Origin of the sequence: Bacillus sp. CFBP9009 (assembly GCF_036541465.1) — a bacterium.
Classification (GTDB): Bacteria; Bacillota; Bacilli; order Bacillales; family DSM-1321; genus Peribacillus.
Window position 1 is genome coordinate 384,135 of sequence record NZ_JAZHFU010000003.1, and the last position, 17,945, is coordinate 402,079.

General features: G+C 40.5%; 19 protein-coding genes. 13 read left to right on the forward strand and 6 right to left on the reverse strand.

All coding sequences use genetic code 11. From position 1 onward, the window contains the following. The first annotated feature begins 18 nt into the window (after positions 1-18). From V3595_RS11205 to V3595_RS11225, 5 genes are all read left to right on the forward strand, one after another. Positions 19-918, forward strand: a complete 900-nt coding sequence (locus tag V3595_RS11205; RefSeq protein ID WP_485907585.1) for an ABC transporter permease — start codon at positions 19-21, stop codon at positions 916-918. An 18-nt stretch (positions 919-936) separates the two neighbouring features. Then, positions 937-2,700: an oligopeptide ABC transporter substrate-binding protein gene (opp4A, locus tag V3595_RS11210; protein WP_485907254.1), complete on the forward strand. Its 1,764-nt coding sequence runs from the start codon at positions 937-939 to the stop codon at positions 2,698-2,700. 109 nt (positions 2,701-2,809) lie between these two features. Continuing rightward, a complete protein-coding gene (locus V3595_RS11215; RefSeq protein WP_034314269.1) occupies positions 2,810-2,998 on the forward strand; it encodes a hypothetical protein in 189 nt (62 codons plus the stop codon). A 30-nt stretch (positions 2,999-3,028) separates the two neighbouring features. Then, complete coding sequence (locus V3595_RS11220) at positions 3,029-3,166, forward strand: hypothetical protein (protein ID WP_241590503.1); 138 nt, start codon at positions 3,029-3,031, stop codon at positions 3,164-3,166. Positions 3,167-3,260: 94 nt separating this feature from the next. Further along, positions 3,261-4,307: a M42 family metallopeptidase gene (locus tag V3595_RS11225; RefSeq protein ID WP_485907256.1), complete on the forward strand. Its 1,047-nt coding sequence runs from the start codon at positions 3,261-3,263 to the stop codon at positions 4,305-4,307. A 244-nt stretch (positions 4,308-4,551) separates the two neighbouring features. Here the strand turns inward: V3595_RS11225 and V3595_RS11230 are convergent, their stop codons facing one another. Beyond that, a complete protein-coding gene (locus V3595_RS11230) occupies positions 4,552-4,974 on the reverse strand; it encodes a pyridoxamine 5'-phosphate oxidase family protein (RefSeq protein ID WP_485907258.1) in 423 nt (140 codons plus the stop codon). 185 nt (positions 4,975-5,159) lie between these two features. On the opposite strand from V3595_RS11230, the gene V3595_RS11235 reads away from it, so the two are divergent. Then, the gene (locus V3595_RS11235; protein WP_485907260.1) at positions 5,160-5,975 is read left to right on the forward strand and encodes a cyanophycinase; all 816 of its coding nucleotides are present in this window, start codon (positions 5,160-5,162) and stop codon (positions 5,973-5,975) included. After that, positions 5,972-8,593 carry a cyanophycin synthetase gene (gene cphA, locus V3595_RS11240; protein WP_485907262.1) on the forward strand — a complete coding sequence of 874 codons (2,622 nt, stop codon included), beginning with the start codon at positions 5,972-5,974 and terminating at the stop codon, positions 8,591-8,593. The genes V3595_RS11235 and cphA overlap by 4 nt, the downstream gene beginning before the upstream one ends. Positions 8,594-8,688: 95 nt before the next feature. Here cphA and yidC read toward each other — a convergent pair whose 3' ends face one another. Together yidC and V3595_RS11250 are read right to left on the reverse strand one after the other, a co-directional pair. Beyond that, on the reverse strand, positions 8,689-9,474 hold the full coding sequence (gene yidC, locus V3595_RS11245; RefSeq protein WP_232782986.1) for a membrane protein insertase YidC: 786 nt from the start codon (positions 9,472-9,474) through the stop codon (positions 8,689-8,691). A gap of 28 nt (positions 9,475-9,502) precedes the next feature. Continuing rightward, complete coding sequence (locus V3595_RS11250) at positions 9,503-9,790, reverse strand: hypothetical protein (RefSeq protein ID WP_048687259.1); 288 nt, start codon at positions 9,788-9,790, stop codon at positions 9,503-9,505. Positions 9,791-10,094: 304 nt separating this feature from the next. On the opposite strand from V3595_RS11250, the gene V3595_RS11255 reads away from it, so the two are divergent. Continuing rightward, positions 10,095-10,310: a hypothetical protein gene (locus V3595_RS11255; protein ID WP_485907264.1), complete on the forward strand. Its 216-nt coding sequence runs from the start codon at positions 10,095-10,097 to the stop codon at positions 10,308-10,310. A 672-nt stretch (positions 10,311-10,982) separates the two neighbouring features. Here the strand turns inward: V3595_RS11255 and V3595_RS11260 are convergent. After that, positions 10,983-11,804 carry a glycerophosphodiester phosphodiesterase gene (locus V3595_RS11260; RefSeq protein ID WP_485907266.1) on the reverse strand — a complete coding sequence of 274 codons (822 nt, stop codon included), beginning with the start codon at positions 11,802-11,804 and terminating at the stop codon, positions 10,983-10,985. 209 nt (positions 11,805-12,013) lie between these two features. Between V3595_RS11260 and V3595_RS11265 the strand changes: the two genes are divergently transcribed. Then, positions 12,014-13,330, forward strand: a complete 1,317-nt coding sequence (locus V3595_RS11265) for an MFS transporter (protein ID WP_485907267.1) — start codon at positions 12,014-12,016, stop codon at positions 13,328-13,330. A 53-nt stretch (positions 13,331-13,383) separates the two neighbouring features. Here the strand turns inward: V3595_RS11265 and V3595_RS11270 are convergent, their stop codons facing one another. Beyond that, entirely contained in the window at positions 13,384-13,800 is a 417-nt protein-coding gene (locus V3595_RS11270) for an organic hydroperoxide resistance protein (RefSeq protein WP_137018930.1), read from the reverse strand. Positions 13,801-13,991: 191 nt separating this feature from the next. On the opposite strand from V3595_RS11270, the gene V3595_RS11275 reads away from it, so the two are divergent. From V3595_RS11275 to V3595_RS11285, 3 genes are read left to right on the forward strand one after another with little or no spacing between them, the layout of a single operon-like run. Next, a complete protein-coding gene (locus tag V3595_RS11275) occupies positions 13,992-14,375 on the forward strand; it encodes a GntR family transcriptional regulator (protein WP_101224476.1) in 384 nt (127 codons plus the stop codon). Further along, positions 14,372-15,271, forward strand: coding sequence for an ABC transporter ATP-binding protein (locus tag V3595_RS11280; protein ID WP_485907269.1), 900 nt, complete (start codon positions 14,372-14,374; stop codon positions 15,269-15,271). Before V3595_RS11275 ends, V3595_RS11280 begins: the two co-directional genes overlap by 4 nt. Continuing rightward, a complete protein-coding gene (locus tag V3595_RS11285) occupies positions 15,246-17,213 on the forward strand; it encodes a DUF6449 domain-containing protein (protein WP_485907271.1) in 1,968 nt (655 codons plus the stop codon). Before V3595_RS11280 ends, V3595_RS11285 begins: the two co-directional genes overlap by 26 nt. 97 nt (positions 17,214-17,310) lie before the next feature. On the opposite strand, the gene V3595_RS11290 is transcribed toward V3595_RS11285, so the two are convergent. Beyond that, positions 17,311-17,514 (reverse strand): cold-shock protein, encoded by a 204-nt coding sequence (locus tag V3595_RS11290; RefSeq protein WP_061462203.1) that lies wholly within the window; start codon positions 17,512-17,514, stop codon positions 17,311-17,313. 221 nt (positions 17,515-17,735) lie between these two features. On the opposite strand from V3595_RS11290, the gene V3595_RS11295 reads away from it, so the two are divergent. Continuing rightward, positions 17,736-17,903, forward strand: coding sequence for a hypothetical protein (locus V3595_RS11295; RefSeq protein ID WP_485907273.1), 168 nt, complete (start codon positions 17,736-17,738; stop codon positions 17,901-17,903). Positions 17,904-17,945 lie beyond the last annotated feature (42 nt).

The window sequence follows — 17,945 nt, forward strand, 5'->3', positions numbered from 1 at the left end:
GGGGTGAGTCGTATGGAAATGAAAGTAGAAACCGGAAAGAACATACAAGTGAAAGATGTGAGCCCTTCAGGAATCAAAATCATCTGGCAGGAAATCAAAAAGGATAAGCTTGCCATGGGCTCATTGATTATATTAGCAGCCATATTGATTTTTGTTTACGGTGCGTCGCTCTTCATGGACGCCAAGGAAATAGCCAAGGTCGATTTTCTCTCCATTTATATGGAACCATCTTCAGACTATTGGCTTGGAACCGATTATGGCGGCCGGGATGTATTTGCACAATTGATAGTGGGTACCAGAAATTCATTCACGATCAGTTTATTCATAACATTATTCACTGCTATCATCGGTTTATCATTAGGGCTTCTGGCTGGCTACTTCGGCGGGGCAACCGATAATGTGATCATGCGCATTATCGATTTCGTGATTGCCCTGCCGCAATTGATGTTCATCATCGTTGTAGTCACGATTGTACCGATCTTCAATGTATATGTTTTCATTTTAATCATGACGATGTTTTTATGGACAGGTAAGGCCCGGCTGATTCGTTCAAAGGCTTTGTCAGAGCGTGAGCTGGATTATATCCACGCTTCACAGACACTCGGAACGCCACATTGGAAAATCATCCTGTTTCAGCTTCTGCCCAATGTCAGTTCACTGATCATCGTTAACTTCATTTTGAACCTTGCTGGCAATATTGGCCTAGAATCCAGTTTGACTTTCTTAGGGTTCGGTCTTCCGGAGAGCACACCGAGTTTAGGTACGCTCATCAGTTATGCTCGTAATCCAGATGTTCTGGAAAACAAGTGGTGGATATGGGTACCCGCATCACTCATGATTTTAGTGTTGATGCTGAGTATAAATTTCGTTGGTCAAGCGTTAAAACGCGCAGCCGATGCAAGACAAAGAAGAGCATAAAAAAGGGGAGTGTATGATATGAAAATCAAAAGCTACAGTAAGGTATTAAGTGCATTGGCCATTTCGTCTCTACTGCTTGCTGCATGTTCGAATGATACGGAGAAATCGTCAACGAAAGAGAAAAAAGGGAAAGATGTCGAACAGGTCGATACCTCTAAATTCCCGACAAAGACGACAAATCAAGGAGAGCCGATTAAAGGCGGCCATTTGACATATGGTTTGGTTTCCGATACCCCGTTTGAAGGGATATTAAACAAAGTTTTCTATCAAGGCGAACCCGATAACCAAGTTATCACATTCTTTGATGAAGATTTATTGGATACAGACGAAAACTATGTATATACCAATGAAGGTGCCGCTTCCTATGAGATTTCGGATGATCATAAAACGGTTACGCTGACGATTAAGGATAATGTGAAATGGCATGATGGAAAATCTGTGACAGGTGCTGATTTAGAATATGCATACCTTGTCATGGGAAGCAAAGATTATAAAGGTGTACGCTATGATGAACAAATGGCTTTAATCGAGGGTATGGAGGAGTATCATGAAGGGAAAGCGGACAAGATTTCAGGCATAAAAGTCGACGGCAAGAAAATCACTTTCACTTTCAAAAAAGCGAATCCTTCCGTCACGACTGGATTATGGACATACCCGCTTCATAAAGAATACTTAAAAGATGTTCCGATTGCAGATTTGGAATCTTCGGATAAAATCCGTAAAAATCCGATTGGTTTTGGACCATTCAAAGTGAAGAAAATCGTTCAAGGGGAAGCGGTCGAATTCGAAGCGAATAAAGATTATTACCGCGGTGAACCTAAATTGGACAGTGTCACATTAAAAGTCGTGAATCCGTCTGTTGTCGTCAAGTCACTTGAAAATGGTGACCTCGATGTAGCGGAGGTCCTGGCTGAGCAATATGATCAGGCCAAGGAATTGGATAATGTCGAATTATTGGGGAAAGTTGAATTGGCTTATTCCTATATTGGCTTTAACTTCGGCCATTATGATAAGGAAAAAGAAGAAAATGTTATGGATGAGAATCCGAAATTCGGTGACAAACGCCTTCGCCAGGCAATGGCATATGCCATCAATAATGAAGAAGTTGGCGAAAAGATGTTCAAGGGCCTTCGCTTCCCTGCCAACTCTGTCATTACACCGAACTTTAAATATAACAATAAAGATGTAAAACCATATGAATATAATCCTGAAAAAGCTAAAAAACTTTTGGATGAAGCAGGATTTGTAGATACGAATAACGATGGCATTCGTGAAGATGCGGATGGAAAAGAGTTCAAGATCAACTTTGCTTCCATGAGCGGTTCCGATGTTTCTGAGCCACTAGCGAAGTATTATATCCAGCAATGGGAACAAGTAGGTTTGGACGTCGAATTGCAGGATGGAAGACTGCATGAATTCAATTCATTCTATGACCTGCTGAAAAAGGATAATGACGAAGTTGATGTTTATTCAGCTGCATGGGGTGTCGCTTCCGATCCGGATCCATCAGGAATATGGTCCAGATCTGCAGAATTTAATTATACCCGCTGGGTGAATGAAAAAAATGATGAGCTACTTGCTAAAGGGATTTCAGAGGAAGCCTTCGATGATCAATATCGAATCGATACGTATAATGAGTGGCAGGAATTGATCCATGAAGAGGTTCCGGTCATTCCGACATTATTCCGTTATCAATTGGCTGGAGTAAATGAACGCGTTACAGGTTATGATTATCTCGCAGGCCGCCAATATCAGTGGCATAATGTCGGTGTAACGAAATAATTTAATTGATGACTATCGGCTGCCTATATAGGCGGCCGATTTTTTTGCGTTTCAATGAAGTGGATAAAGGTTATATAGATAATAGTAAGTAATTGGAAGGGTGATATTGATGGAAGTGAGAAATCCTAATGAAACAAAGAGAGAGTTAGAAATATTGTTTACTGAATCGGTTGGCCGTTTACTGAAACCTCTTGAAGAGGAAATCATTGCAGACATTGTAGCCTATCCAGACGAAAAGAGAATTGCCTTCTTGGAATATATGAAGGAAATGTCCAACAAACAAAGACAGTTGAAGTAAGTTGAACTTTCATCATGAAGGAGGTTTTTTATGAGGAACGAAGATATGGACAGATACAAAGTATGGCGCGATAAGTGGAAAAGAAAAGTGAATATGGAGAATTTAGCGTTATATGGAATTTCAACATTAGTTATGGCCATGTTGCCTGTCCTGGCTTTTATGAGTTAATCGATTAAAGGACCGCCTTTTGGCGGTCTTTAAATATGTTAAAAGTTGCCATGAAAAGATATAATGAAGCAAGAGGAAAGGAGAGATGATACGCATGAGTGTGATCGAAGAAAAAGAAATTGTATCTTACATAAAAGAATTGGTGTCCATACCCAGCCCCTCCGGCTATACAGAGCAAGCCATTAAATACACGGCTGATTTCATGGAGCAGAGGAAGGTTCCTTACAAGATCACGAATAAAGGGGCATTGCTTGCTTCATTAAAAGGCGAAAATGATGGCAAACATCGTTTGCTGACTGCCCATGTCGATACTCTGGGGGCCATGGTAAAGGAAATCAAGGCGAATGGCCGCCTTAAATTGACGATGATCGGCGGTTTCCGCTGGAACTCAGTGGAAGGGGAGTATTGTAAAATCCATACAGCTGACGGAGCCATTATCACCGGGACCATTTTAATCAATCAGACCTCTGTCCACGTATATAAAAATGCCGGTGATGCCAAGCGGGATGATGAGACAATAGAGGTCAGGATAGATGCTGTCGTGAAAACTAAAGCGGAAACCAAGGCCATTGGCATTTCTGTTGGAGATTTTGTCTCCTTTGAACCGAGAGTGGAAGTGACGGATACAGGCTTTTTGAAATCAAGGCATTTGGATGATAAAGCTAGCGTTGGCATCCTCCTTCATATCATAGACCTCATTTCCGCAGGAAAAATAAAATTGGCATATACGACCCATTTCCTGATTTCCAACAATGAAGAAATCGGCTATGGCGGAAATTCCAATATCCCTGAGAAAACAGTCGAATATCTAGCAGTCGATATGGGCGCGATCGGTGATGGACAATCGACGGATGAATTCAGCGTATCCATTTGCGCAAAAGACTCCTCAGGTCCATATCATTATAAACTGCGTCAGCATTTAGTCTCACTTGCCCAAGCAAATGCCGTCGACTACCGCGTCGATATTTATCCATATTATGGATCGGACGCTTCCGCTGCAATCCGGGCAGGATATGATGTCGTACATGGTCTGATCGGACCGGGGATCGATGCTTCACATGCCTTCGAGCGGACACATGTCTCTTCATTAAAGCATACAGCCAATCTGATTTTGCACTATATCCAGTCAGAGTTGGTATAATCGTGAAAAAAGCCCGCACTCATGTGCGGGCTTTTAACTGTTTTTTAGCGATATTTTTATTATAGTACTGTGTTTTTAGTGAAATGCACGTGAATTTCGGTCATTTACTCGTGATTTGGCATAATACTCGTGAATTTCGATCAAATACTCGTGAGTTTTGGTGTTTTACTCGTGAGTTTGGGCCATTTTCTCGTGAGTTTGAGCGTAATACTCGTGAATTGGCGTAAGTACAAAAAATAAAGATTTACAATGATAATTCTTGTGGAGGTTCACCGTTGTTGTTCAGCAACCGGATGCTTTCCGGCTTAATTTGCAGGATTAAATAATTCGGATCTTTCGGACCTTCGAACCAATCTTCAAAAGATTCATTCCATAATTTATCCTTCAGTTCCTGCGAATCGTTTATTTTCGAGGTACCTGAGATTTCCAGGTAAGAATCGCCCAATCCTTTATTATCATAGCCGATCAGGATATGAACATTAGGATTCTTTTCAATTTCATCAATTTTTTCCGTCTTTCCACTTGTTGGTGTGTATAAAGTTAAATCATCGTTAAAGAATGTCATATAGCGTGAATGTGGTTTGTTGTTTTCAACTGAAGATAAAACTCCTATTTTATGATCACGGATGATGTTCAATACTTTTTCTTTTATTTGGTTTTGGCTCATTTTTGCACACTCCTTTTATTTTTTTTACTCTATTACTTTTCCTCTCTTTTCATTAAGTTAAACAAAATTCTGCAGTTTGCCATTTTTATGAATGAAGATTGATAGAAGTTGCCATACTAGTCATTATGTGTTCTATTTTGAGCAATTTCATGATGTTAATCCATTTGTAAAGGTGAGTATGATGAATGAATTGTGGTGAATTACTTATCATTGGCGGGGCAGAGGATAAGTGCCTTGAAGGTGAAGTATTAAATAAATTTGTCGAGCTTGCAACCCGTAATAGTGATGGCGGAATAGGAATATTGCCTACAGCGAGTGAAATTCCTGAGGAAGTGAGTACAGAGTATATCAAGATTTTCAGGGATTTAGGCGTGGGCAGGGTGGAAGTGATCAAGCTGGATTCAAGGCAGGATGCAGATGACCCGGCAATTTGTGAACAGCTGACGTCTTTTTCCGCCATCTTCATTTCAGGGGGAAACCAAAGCCGATTGTTTGAGCTGATTGGAAAAACCAAATTCCACGATGCCCTTTCTAAAGCCTGGCATAAAGGAATGGTGATAGCAGGGACAAGTGCTGGCGCTTCCATTTTAGGTAAGCATATGATCATTGCTGCTGACACGATGCTGAATGACAATAAGTTAAAGGTTGAGATTGGGGTAGGCTTCGGCTTCCTTGACGGTTTGATAATCGATCAACATTTTTCCCAGCGTGGCCGCTTTGACCGCCTGTTAAGTGCGATAGCAGGGAAAAAGGAAATTATGGGTATTGGCATTGATGAAAATACAGCAATTTTAGTTAAAGACGGTCTTTTTGAAGTAGTTGGCCAACATCAAGTATTGGTTCTTGATGGCAGCACCAGTGATTATATCAATATCACAACTTCTGATAATGGCAGTGAAGAGTTGACTCTTTCGGGATTTAACCTTCATGCACTAACCAGGGGATACCGTTTTGACCTGCTTAAAAGGAAATTGTTGATGAAAAAGGGGATCCAACAATGATAATCAATCGAGTCCGTTATTTAAAAGGACCTAATTATTTTGCTTATACACCGACGATTTGCATTGAATTGGATATAGGGGAACTGGAACAGAAACCATCTGACTCAATACCTGGATTCAATGAAAAATTGTTAAAAGCGCTCCCGAACTTGGGAAGCCATACATGTTCAAAAGGGTATCGAGGCGGTTTCGCCGAAAGGCTGAGAAAAGGAACATGGATGGGACATATATTGGAGCATATGACGATTGAGCTTCAAAACTTGGCCGGAATCGAAGCCATTCGTGGAAAAACGATAATGATGGAAAAGAAGGGTTTTTATTATGTGACCTTTGACTATCAGGAGCCTCACTCAGGTCTTCAAGCTTTTTTAGCAGCAAAAGATATAGCGGAAGCCATCCTGAATGGTGAAAAGCATATAAATGTACAATCTTATGTAAAACAAATAGAGCAGTTATATTATAAAAATAAACTGGGGCCAAGTACCGAAGCCATTTTTAAGGCAGCACAAGCAAAAGGTATCCCTGTCGAGCGAATGGGTGATGAAAGCTTACTGCGTTTAGGAACCGGTACAAGGCAGAAGTATGTCCAGGCGACAATTTCCAGCCAGACTTCGAATATTGCCGTTGAGAATTCTTGTGACAAATCATTGACCAAATCAATTTTAAGAGGGTGTGGCCTCCCTGTACCTGAAGGGGAAGTTGCCCATTCCATCGAAGATATCTTTGCCTCGGCGGACAGGCTGGGTTTTCCGCTGGTCATTAAACCGTATAATGGAAGGCAGGGGCAGGGTGTCATCACCCATATCAAAAATAAGGATGAACTATTCAATGTAATCAATTGTTTGGAGTCGCATGTGGAGAAGTACATAGTCGAACGGCATATTGAAGGACATGATTATCGGTTACTGATAGTCAACGGTGAACTTATAGCCGCTAGTTTGAGGCTTCCTCCCTATGTTATTGGCAACGGTAAGGAATCGATACGTAAATTGATAGAAAAGGAAAATTGTAATGATTTGCGGGGAGAAGGACATGAGAAGCCGATGTCAAAAATCCCACTTACACATACCGTGACCTGTTACTTGGAAAAATCGAATCGGACGCTCGAGACCATTCCGAATCAAGGGGAATTGGTTCAAGTTGTCGGCAATGCAAATCTTTCAACTGGTGGAAAGGCAATCGATGTAACGGATCAGGTTCATCCCACCATTAAGAATATGTCGGTTGCTGCCGCGAAAGCGATTGGTTTGGATATAGCCGGAATCGATTTTATCTGTGAGGATATATCAAAACCAATCGAACATACACGGACTGCGATTATTGAAGTGAATGCTGCACCGGGAATTCGAATGCATCATTATCCGAGCGAAGGGAAAAAAAGGGATGTAGGCAAGGCCATTGTCGATTATTTATTTCCGACTCGGGAAGAGGCAGCTATACCGATCATCGCAGTGACCGGAACAAATGGAAAGACGACAACGACCCGATTGGTTCATTATTTTCTTTCTAATGAAAATACAAAGGTGGGTATGACGAATTCTGATGGAGTATATATCGGCGATGAGGTTTTGGATCAAGGTGACTGCAGTGGTCCGGTCAGTGCAAGAATGGTATTGGCCCATCCTGAAGTTGATGTAGCCGTATTGGAAACGGCCAGAGGAGGGATTCTGCGTGAAGGTCTTGCTTTTCGTAAATGTGATGTGGGGATCATTACCAATGTAAGTGAGGATCACCTCGGCCGTGATGGAATCGATACTTTGGATGATCTCATTAAATTAAAGAGGCTGGTAGCCGAAGTCGTAATGAAAACAGGCTATTGTGTGCTGAATGCAGATGATCCGAATGTAGCTGCCATGAACGCTTATACAGATGGAGAGGTCATTTACACCTCTACTGATGCCACCCAGCCTCACGTTAAGGCTGCGATAAATGGCGGATGTAAAGTTTGGTACGTCAATGAACAAGGTGTAATCTGTCATTCATCTGATGGTGTCATCCATCAATTTATGGATTGCACCAAGATTCCAATAACGATTTCCGGCATGGCACGTCATAATATCGCCAATTTACTTCAGGCGTTAGCTGCAGCCGAAACTCAAGGAATTTCCATGGAAGAACTACGAAGGAAGGCTGCCACATTTATGCCTGATATGAATTTGTCAAAAGGACGTTTCAATTTAAAAAAGTTGAAAGAGCGCACGATCATCATCGACTATGCCCATAATGAAGCAGGATTAAAGGCAATATTCGAAACGGTCAGTGCTTATAACAAAAATCGGCTTATCACTGTTTTGGCAGGACCTGGGGACCGTATTGATGAAGAGCTTATCAGGCTCTCCAAGGCGGCGGCCATGAATTCTGATCTGTTCATCATTAAAGAAGACGATGATTTGCGGGGCAGGGAGCCTTTCGAAGTAGCCAGGCTGCTTCAGGAAGCTGCCGTAGAAGCAGGGTTACAAAAAGATCGGACCTTAATCGAACCTAATGAATTGGACGCATTCGTAAAAGCCTGGGAAACATCACAACCGGGTGACCTATTATTGTTCTTTTACACGGATTTTGAATATGTAGAGAAGTTTTTCGAAAAGGTTTCAACAAATCCATTGCCGAAGAAATAAAATAGTGAATTTCGCCCTGAAAATCCACTTTCCATCAAGGCTAGCAATTACTCGCGAAAATTTCACTGTATGAAAAAAAAGCTAATCCAATTGGATTAGCTTTTTTTCATAACCGTTTCATTTGCAGCCGGAACAACGGCATGGTCTTTTTTATATATTCGCTGAAGCACAATGGACTGAACAATCATGAATATACCTCCGATTGACCAATATAACGGCAAAGCAGCAGGAGCGGAGAAAGAAATGAATAAAATCATTGCTGGTGAGAGCAGGCTCATCATCTTCATTTGTTTCTGCTGTTCCTCCGGCATTTGCCTCATGGAAATGACCGATTGGAAGTAATAAATGACACCAGCAATAATCGCCATGGCAATATTCGGCTGACCAAGGCTGTACCAAAGGAAACTATGGGTCGCAATTTCATGGGAGCCTTGGATCGCATAATAAAAGCCCATTAGAATCGGCATTTGAATTAAGAGCGGCAAACAGCCCATGTTTAAAGGATTGACTCCATGCTTTTGGTAAAGCTGCATCATTTCCTGTTGAAGGGCCTTTTGTTTAGCTGGATCTTTCGTCTCTTTGATTTTCTGCTGGATTGCAGTCATTTCCGGTTTCAGCCCATTCATCTTCGTTTTCATGCTAAGCTGTGTTTTATATTGCTTGGCAGTCAGTGGAAGCAAGACAAGGCGAATCAAAAATGTCATCATGATGATGCTTAAACCATAGTTGCCATTAAATAAATCAGCATTAAACTCTAGCATTTTTGTCATCGGGTTAACCAAAGCGGTATGAAATGGACCGCTCGTTGCTGCTGAGCATCCTGTCAATAGGGTCGTTGCCAGAAATAGTACGGCAATTAGAAACATGTTTTTCTTCTTCAATATAATTTCCTCCTCAAATTGTTAGTGGTTAAACAACGAGAAGGAGGCTTGGCTCATCGGAATCATCTGGTGAATCCTTTTGCCGGATAAATGTGAAGAAGCGCTGTGCACCGCGCCAGTCAAAAATGCTGCCCGCATGAACAGGGGATTTACTTTTATCTGTATGAACGGAAGCTTGATATTTGTCGTTCAAGAGCGATTGCTTTTTATTTAAGAAGTAAAACGCAGCCAGTGGAAAGACAAAGGTAAATAAGTAACCTGCCCATACCGCATGGCGAACGGTCTGATAATCGAATTCTAATAATAATTCCCACATAGGAATCCCTCGTTTTTTCTAAGATAAGAAAATTTGGCCTCCAAAAATGATTCAGGGCCTGAAATGACTTTTGACCTTATTGAGTTTAAATCATTAAGAACACTATATCAAATTCTAGTGCAAGAAAGCTAAAAAATATAGGGATTTTTTCAAAAAATAAACAGGGAATATTTTCTGATGCATTATTTTCCGATTAAAGATTCGGTAGAACCCCAGAGTCGAGACAGTAATTCGGAATGAAGATGCACACATGGTCGTTCGTCTACATACGGATAAAAGGAAGTTAATTATGAGGTGAAAAAGTATGAAACCATACAATTCATTCGATCAACAAAATCACAATAACGGTACTGAAAATATATATCAAAATGCACATCTCCGAAACATGGATAATGATTTCTTGGCAGTGCCATATGAAAATCAGATAATGGATGTAAGGACTCCTCCTGGCCCGCCTGGCCGTCCTACGGGGACCAGCCGCCGCCGCGGCCGCCGCACGGAGGAGGCCCGCCTCATATAGCTCCGCCATTATTCACTCCACAACTTCACGATGGAATGTCTAAGGCAATGGACACTGGTTCAATGAAAGGGTGTTTATACAAACATACGTATGTATGGCTTAAAAATGGCCGCTCATTTTGGTTTTACCCCACATATGTCGGCTATAATTCCGTGGCAGGTTATCGATGGAGACGAAGTCAACAGCGATGGGCCTATTATGGAACGGACGCGCATGAGATACAATTCTTTCATTGTTATTAAAATAACAATCCGCATTAGCGGATTGTTCAGTTGTGGACAAAAGGGGGGCGAAAAAAGTACGGTCTAGTCGAACTAATTGGTGAACGGTCGAATAAAGTGCGTCGAAAAAATGCGAGAACGGTCGAAAAAATGCGTGGACGGCCGAAAAAAGTGCTCCGGCTGAAAACAACGGGGATGTTTTTTTAAGAAGGAGGTTCGGAATGGTCTCACCCCGAACCATGATTATAAAACGAGACTAGATTATCCTTAATGTTTTTTACTGTAACCCTTATTAGATTGAAGAAATCTGCGAGACTCCTGCCGAATAACTGGCAAGTTGAGACCCCCTAGATGCTTGCTTTGATGAGGCTTGACAGACAGCGGGCGGAAAGGGAGCGGATTTCTGAAATCAAGTGTAAGGTTATTAAAGAAGTCGGATTCATTCAAAGATTCAATCAAAAAAATAATCAGGAAAATCAGAAATGATCCCATCTAACTGCATCTTTTTGAACATGCGGATTTGTTTTTTATTGTTGACGGTCCATGTATATACTTTCATCCCGTGCTTTTGGATTCGCATTTGCAGTTTCGTACTCAAAATCGTTTGCTTTGGATTCAAAAATGATGCAAACTCGGCAATCTCCTTTAACTTTTGGTCATTAATTCGCCGTTTTATCAAAACGCCCACTTGTATGTCCGGCATTAATTGATGAAACCTTTTCATGGATTCCATATCGAACGAATGAACCATTATCCTATTTTCACTTGTTGAATATTCCTGGAATTTTCCTAATTCCTCTGCAAGTTTCTGTTCAATGCCGGGATAAGCAGATGGATGTTTTAATTCGATTAAGATTCCGACTTCAGACCCGAAACTCTCCAATACCTCACTTAGTAAAGGAATCCTTTCGTTTTTATAACGGGAATGATACCAGCTTCCTGCATCCAGTTCCTTTAATTCGGCAGCCGTGTAATCACGGATGTTCCCTTTGCCGTTCGTGGTTCGATCCAGAGTTGGGTCATGATGAACCACAAGTACATCATCTTTACTAAGATGGATATCCACTTCCAGGAAATCAGCTCCCAATTCAATAGCTTTATTATAAGATGCCATTGTATTCTCGGGGCAATATCCAGATGCACCGCGATGTCCAATTTTAAGAGGGGAATGCTGCATTTTGAAGTCCTCAGGGAAAACACCCTTTGTTCGATTAGAATAGATGGCGAACAGGACAAGTATGGTTACCAAGATAATAAGAAAAAATTCAATCATCTTTCACACTCCTATTAGGCACATTAATTAAAATTCTTAAATATTCTTTAAAAAGAATATAAAGAAGTTCTCAGGACAGCCTCCTTTCATAATTTTACATGTTAGGCAGGGAAAAATCATGTTTTACACAATGTTAATCCCGACTTAAAGGATTTATTGGAAAGGTATGGAATACATATAATTTAAGTATTAATAAGGGGGGAAAGCAGATGGAATTGCAGGTGAAACCGAAGTCTAAAAAATGGAGGGGGAATTTTGGTTTATATTTTTCCCTGCCCATTCTGTCTTGGGCGTTTTACGATTTTGCCAATACGATTTTTTCTTCTAATATCAATACGATTTTCTTTCCATTCTTCCTCCAGGAACAGATTGGGGAAAATGCCGTTCTTGATCAGATTGCCAGTACCTTCATCTCCTACGCAAATGCGATTGCCAGCTTGTTTCTAGTTTTGTTTTCCCCGCTGTTCGGTGTCATGATCGATCGAACGGGAAAAATGAAAAAATACATTATGATTTTCACACTCATTTCTGTTGTATGTACATTTTTAATGGGGGTATTTGGAGGGGCGCCGTTCGATGGGAAGCTTCTTGGCATTCCAACTTCCTTAGCGATCGTCATTCTTTTATTTGTGATAGCAAAGTTTTTCTATCATTCGAGTCTTGTTTTCTATGATACGATGATGAGTGATTTAGGCACGAAACAGCAATTGCCGCTTATATCAGGATTTGGCGTGGCGGTAGGCTACCTTGGAACGTTAGTGGGCCTGTCAATCTATCCATTCATAAGTAAAGGGAGTTCACATGAAGCCTTTATTCCCACGGCCATTTTATTTCTGGTTTTTTCCCTTCCATTGTTCTTTTTTTTAAAAGAGTCACCAAAACAGCAAAAAGCGAAACAACCTTTTTTATCCGGTTATAAGGAAATTAAATCCACATTTAAAGAGATGCAATCCTATCGATTGGTTTTTACATTCATGATTGCTTATTTCTTTTTAAATGATGCAATTGCGACCACTATCGGCATGATGGCCGTATATGCCAAGACTGTTGTTGGATTTTCCTCAAGCGGATTCATTTTGCTTTACTTGGTTTCGACAGTATCGAGTATTGCCGGATCGTTTCTGTTTGGATACATCACACAGTCGAAGGGGCCGCGGCTAGCTGTGACATATGTGGGAGTTCTGCTTTTGGTTGCTTTATTTATAGCGGTCTTTGCACAAACCGCTCTATGGTTCTGGGTTGCAGGGAGTATGTTCGGCATTTCGCTAGGTTCGATGTGGGTGACATCACGGACATATATCATTGAATTGACCCCGGATGAGAAGAGGGGGCAATTTTTTGGACTATTTGCATTCTCAGGAAAAGTCTCTTCAATAATCGGCCCGCTTTTATATGGAACGATAACGTTGGTATTCCATGACCTCGGTACATTGGCGAGCAGGATGGCATTGGGCTCATTGATCATCATGGCGGTAATAGGTCTGGGCTTTCTTTTAAAAATGAAGGGATTGGAAGAAGTGAACTAAGAAAAAAGGGAATGGAGCCGGCCTTAATGCCGTATCCATTCCCTTGCATAATCTTATACCAAAATCAAGGTGACATCGACGTTCCCGCGAGTCGCTTTTGAATAGGGGCAGGTCATATGTGCTTTTTTGGCGAAGTCTTCAGCCTCTTCCCTGCTTAGGTCGGGAATAGAAACATCCAATCTTACAGCCAATTTAAAGCCGCCGTCTTCCTCATCTTTACCGATCGTGACATTTGCCGTCACGGAAGTATCTACTTTTTTCTTTTCTTTTTGCAGAACAAGATTCAAGGCACTGTCAAAGCAAGCCGCGTAACCGGCTGCGAATAACTGTTCAGGGTTTGTGGCGCGCTCACCGGAACCTCCTAATTCCTTCGGTGATCTCACATCGAAGTCCAGAATCCCGTCCTCTGATTTAACATGTCCCTCACGACCGCCTTGTACGGTAACTGTAGCTGTATATAATGGTTTCAATGAAAACAACTCCTTTGTTTATTCTTACTATCATTAGTTCCCTCCTGTAAGTCTTGTTAAACAAAATGAAAGCGAGTTTATGGAGAGTATTGTGTGAAAATGGTTTTAAATTGGTTCTAAATTGGAAGATATTGTTTTATAATGTACTGTATTAGGAGATGTAATACACCCATTTGCAAGGAGGGTTTATGATGTTTGAGTTGGATGTTCAAAATGGAAAGCCGATATATGAGCAATTGATGGATAAGTTAAAGGAACTAATGATCAATGAAGTTTTACAGGAACATAATCAGCTCCCATCTATACGAATATTGGCTCAGGAATTGACCATCAATCCAAATACGATCCAGAAAGCGTACAAGCAGCTTGAATCTGACGGGTTTATATATACATTACCAGGCAAAGGGAATTTCGTGGCACCTCCTAAATCCTTGAAAAATTCATTGAAAGAAGAAAAGATCAGAAACGAGCTTTCAAGGGTACTTGCTGAAGCTCTTTATATCGGAATCGATAAACATGAAATTTATAGATTGATAAAGGAAATTAGTCCATTGGCAAAGGGGGGAGATTCATGATTGAAATAAAACAGGTGAGTAAATTATATGAAGGAAAAGAAGCGATCAAAAACGTAACCTTGGTCATACAAAAAGGCTCCATATTCGGGTTATTAGGTTCAAATGGGGCGGGGAAAACGACTTTATTAAAAATGCTTTCAGGCAATCTGATACAGGATGCAGGTGAAGTTTTAATTGATCGATCATATGTGTTTGAAAACCGTGAAGTGAAAAATCGTTGTTTCTTCCTTCCTGATACGCCTTATTTCCTGGCTAACTATACGATCATGCAAATGGCAGGTTTTTATAGCCATATTTATAGTGAATGGAATCAGGAACGTTTCTATCAATTACAGGAAATATTTCCGATACCCGTCAAAAATAAAATACATAAACTATCGAAGGGTATGCAAAGACAGGTTGCTTTTTGGCTCGCACTCTCGACGATGCCGGAAGTTCTCATCCTGGATGAACCGTTTGATGGGTTAGATCCGGTCATGCGTAAAAATGTGAGGCAGTTGTTGATTCAGGATGTATCGGAAAGGGATATGACGATTTTACTATCGTCCCATAATCTCCGGGAAATTGAAGATTTAGCCGATCATGTAGGGATTTTGCATGGAGGTGAGCTTGTGATCCAAAAGGATTTGAATGACTTAAAAGCGGATGTACACAAAGTGCAAATCGCCTTTAAACATAAAATTCCCCACGGTTTATACCGCGGAATTCAAATTCTAAACAAGGAAAGACGCGGCAGCGTGATCGTTTGCATCGTTAAAGGTAAAGAATCCATGATTAAATCGCACTTTAATCAGTTTCAGCCAGAAATATTAGATATTCTCCCCCTTACTCTAGAGGAGATATTCATTTATGAAATGGGGGATATCGGTTATGTCATCCAGAATAACCTTGTTTAATAGAGAATTGATTATCTATATTTTCAGAAGCACTGGCTGGATTGGCTTCCTGTATCTCGTCGGCCTCATATTTGCGCTGCCTTTGGAAATGTTAGCGATTATATTGAATGAGAACAATGAATATGTGGAATTCGAAAACCTTTTTTCCTGTCAGCAGATGATACAGTTTGTCTTGGTCATCGTTATTCCAGTATTACTTGCCATCTTCCTTTTTCGGTTTTTACAAATGAAACAAGCCTCTGACTTTATTCATAGCTTACCGATTACTAGACGCAGCATCTACATTCATATGATTGGGACGGGAATTGGCTTCTTGGGTTTGCCGATATTGTTTACAGGTTTAATTTTGATATTATTCCACTCGGCAATTGATATAGAAACGCTATATACCATGCCTGATATATGGTCTTGGATGGGGACTACATTTATTTTGGAAGCTTTGACCTTTTCTGTTGCCGTTTTAATTGGAATGGTGACGGGATTATCAGCCTTTCAAGGACTGCTGACCTATATTTTTCTTGCTTTGCCGGTGGGGCTGTTTGTATTGTTTGCAGCCAATGTGAAGTTTTTGATAGCAGGATTTTCTGCAGATTATTATCTAAGCTCCAATATGAATGGCATCTCCCCCTTATTAGCAGCAACGGAGATGGAAAAAATGGACTTTTTCTCTGTTAATACTTTAATTTATAGTATATTAACCTTACTTTTTCTGATTAGTTCTCTTTTTCTCTATGAGAGGAGAAAGCTGGAGCATGTATCGCAGGCATTTGTTTATCCGAAGATTAAGCCATTATTTAAATTCGGCCTGACATTATGCATGATGCTGTTTACAGGGCTGTATTTTAGCGAAACGACAGGACAACCTGGGTGGATTTTCTTCGGATATACCGTCGGTTCTTTGCTTGGATATTATTTAGGGGAAATGGTCCTGCAAAAGACTTGGCGAATACGGGTCAACCTGAAAGGTTATGCAGCATTTATAGTGGCCATCCTTGTGCTGGCACTCATTATAAAAATAGATCCCCTTCAGTATAAGGCCAAGATTCCTGATGAAAAGATGATTAGCCAAATTTATATTGGCAATTCTCCTTTATTTTTTGAAGATGGTGACAAATCGGATAACGCTTCCAATTATCTTAAAGAGAAGGAAAATATAGAAGCGATCAGGTTATTGCATCAGGAAATTATCGATAAGGGTAAAAAGGTTTCCATAGGTGAATTGAATGATGGACAATCCGTATTCCTGATGTATGAACTCAAGAATGGAAAACGGTTAGCAAGGGAGTATCATTTGCAAAACTACGACTCATACAAGCCGCTATTGGCGAAAATTTATGAGTCGAATGAATATAAAAAAATGGTTAATGAGTTATTGAATGTTTCTGCTGAAGACGTATCTAAAATCAAGATAACGGCGAGCGGACAATTAGACAAATCAATAACGATCACGGACGGTCAACAGCTGGAAGCAGCCGTAAAGGCATTGTCGGAGGATCTGAATAATCAATCGTTCGACCAAATGACATCTTCTTTTGGTGATTATGCCTCCATCGACATTCTCTTGCATAATGACAAAACCATTTATATGAATTGGGACTCTTCATATACTCAGTTTTCAAAATGGATGGAAAGTACCGGACAATCGGAAAAAGCACGGTTAATGGTTGATGATATCTCTTATATCCTGGTTGCGAAGACCGATTCGAAAGTTTATCATTCGTATTCTGAAAGTGAAATCGCACAGCAGATTGAACAACAGCCAAACCGCTTGAAAATTAAGACCGCTTCGGAAATCGAGACGGCCATTGATAATGCCCAAATCGATTGGGGCGGGGAGTACTCAGCTGCCTTTTATTATAAAGAAAGCAGAGATGTGGACATCAAGAGTTTTTCTGGCGAACATGTTCCCGGCTTCATTTTGGATCATTTTAATGAAAGATAACGTGAATATGCCGCTTGTACATATAAAGGAAAAGGATGCCGCCCAATCCGGGCGGCATCCTTTTGCAAGCCTATCAATATGTTTGTGTGTCTATGCTTTAGAGTTTTACGACGTTTTTAGCTTGAGGTCCGCGGTTTCCTTCTTCGATTTCAAATTCAACCTCTTGACCTTCATCAAGGCTCTTGAAACCTTCTCCTTGAATGGCGGAAAAATGTACGAAAACATCGTCTTCGTTTGGTACTTCGATAAATCCAAATCCTTTGTCACTATTGAACCATTTCACTTTACCTGTTACTGTCATTCGATGAATCCTCCTAAAAAGTTAAAAAATATTAATGGTGATGATTTTACCGTGATGGAAAAATCAATTTCACACATTATCCAGCACCCTCATTCAAGTTAAAATTATCATACGAAGATGCTTGATAATATGTGAAAGCCTACAGGATAAATTAACCCGCTAACCTTAGGGGCAATTTCCAGTTTTTTAGTATATACCCACCTTTATAAAGGATAAAACAAATGGAATTAATTTATACATTCCTATTTGGGAAAATAATATTAGACAGGTTTTATACGGGGAAGCATAACGGTATTGTCATTGTCGCACAGGAGTTTCCTGGATTGAAAATGACGGTGCCAATAGGAAAAGCCTTTAGAGTGGAGATTAGGAAAACAATTTGGCATTAAAGTTTTTCACGAAAATAATCGGGTATAGGATAAGAAAGAAAG

Excerpts from the sequence above, each read along its gene's own strand:
- V3595_RS11205 (WP_485907585.1), top strand. The coding sequence starts at position 19 with ATGAAAGTAGAAACCGGAAAGAACATACAAGTGAAAGATGTGAGCCCT.
- opp4A (WP_485907254.1), top strand. The coding sequence starts at position 937 with ATGAAAATCAAAAGCTACAGTAAGGTATTAAGTGCATTGGCCATTTCG.
- V3595_RS11215 (WP_034314269.1), top strand. The coding sequence starts at position 2,810 with ATGGAAGTGAGAAATCCTAATGAAACAAAGAGAGAGTTAGAAATATTG.
- V3595_RS11220 (WP_241590503.1), top strand. The coding sequence starts at position 3,029 with ATGAGGAACGAAGATATGGACAGATACAAAGTATGGCGCGATAAGTGG.
- V3595_RS11225 (WP_485907256.1), top strand. The coding sequence starts at position 3,261 with ATGAGTGTGATCGAAGAAAAAGAAATTGTATCTTACATAAAAGAATTG.
- V3595_RS11230 (WP_485907258.1), bottom strand. The coding sequence starts at position 4,974 with ATGAGCCAAAACCAAATAAAAGAAAAAGTATTGAACATCATCCGTGAT.
- V3595_RS11235 (WP_485907260.1), top strand. The coding sequence starts at position 5,160 with ATGAATTGTGGTGAATTACTTATCATTGGCGGGGCAGAGGATAAGTGC.
- cphA (WP_485907262.1), top strand. The coding sequence starts at position 5,972 with ATGATAATCAATCGAGTCCGTTATTTAAAAGGACCTAATTATTTTGCT.
- V3595_RS11250 (WP_048687259.1), bottom strand. The coding sequence starts at position 9,790 with ATGTGGGAATTATTATTAGAATTCGATTATCAGACCGTTCGCCATGCG.
- V3595_RS11255 (WP_485907264.1), top strand. The coding sequence starts at position 10,095 with ATGAAACCATACAATTCATTCGATCAACAAAATCACAATAACGGTACT.
- V3595_RS11260 (WP_485907266.1), bottom strand. The coding sequence starts at position 11,804 with ATGATTGAATTTTTTCTTATTATCTTGGTAACCATACTTGTCCTGTTC.
- V3595_RS11265 (WP_485907267.1), top strand. The coding sequence starts at position 12,014 with ATGGAATTGCAGGTGAAACCGAAGTCTAAAAAATGGAGGGGGAATTTT.
- V3595_RS11275 (WP_101224476.1), top strand. The coding sequence starts at position 13,992 with ATGTTTGAGTTGGATGTTCAAAATGGAAAGCCGATATATGAGCAATTG.
- V3595_RS11280 (WP_485907269.1), top strand. The coding sequence starts at position 14,372 with ATGATTGAAATAAAACAGGTGAGTAAATTATATGAAGGAAAAGAAGCG.
- V3595_RS11285 (WP_485907271.1), top strand. The coding sequence starts at position 15,246 with ATGTCATCCAGAATAACCTTGTTTAATAGAGAATTGATTATCTATATT.
- V3595_RS11290 (WP_061462203.1), bottom strand. The coding sequence starts at position 17,514 with ATGACAGTAACAGGTAAAGTGAAATGGTTCAATAGTGACAAAGGATTT.
- V3595_RS11295 (WP_485907273.1), top strand. The coding sequence starts at position 17,736 with ATGGAATTAATTTATACATTCCTATTTGGGAAAATAATATTAGACAGG.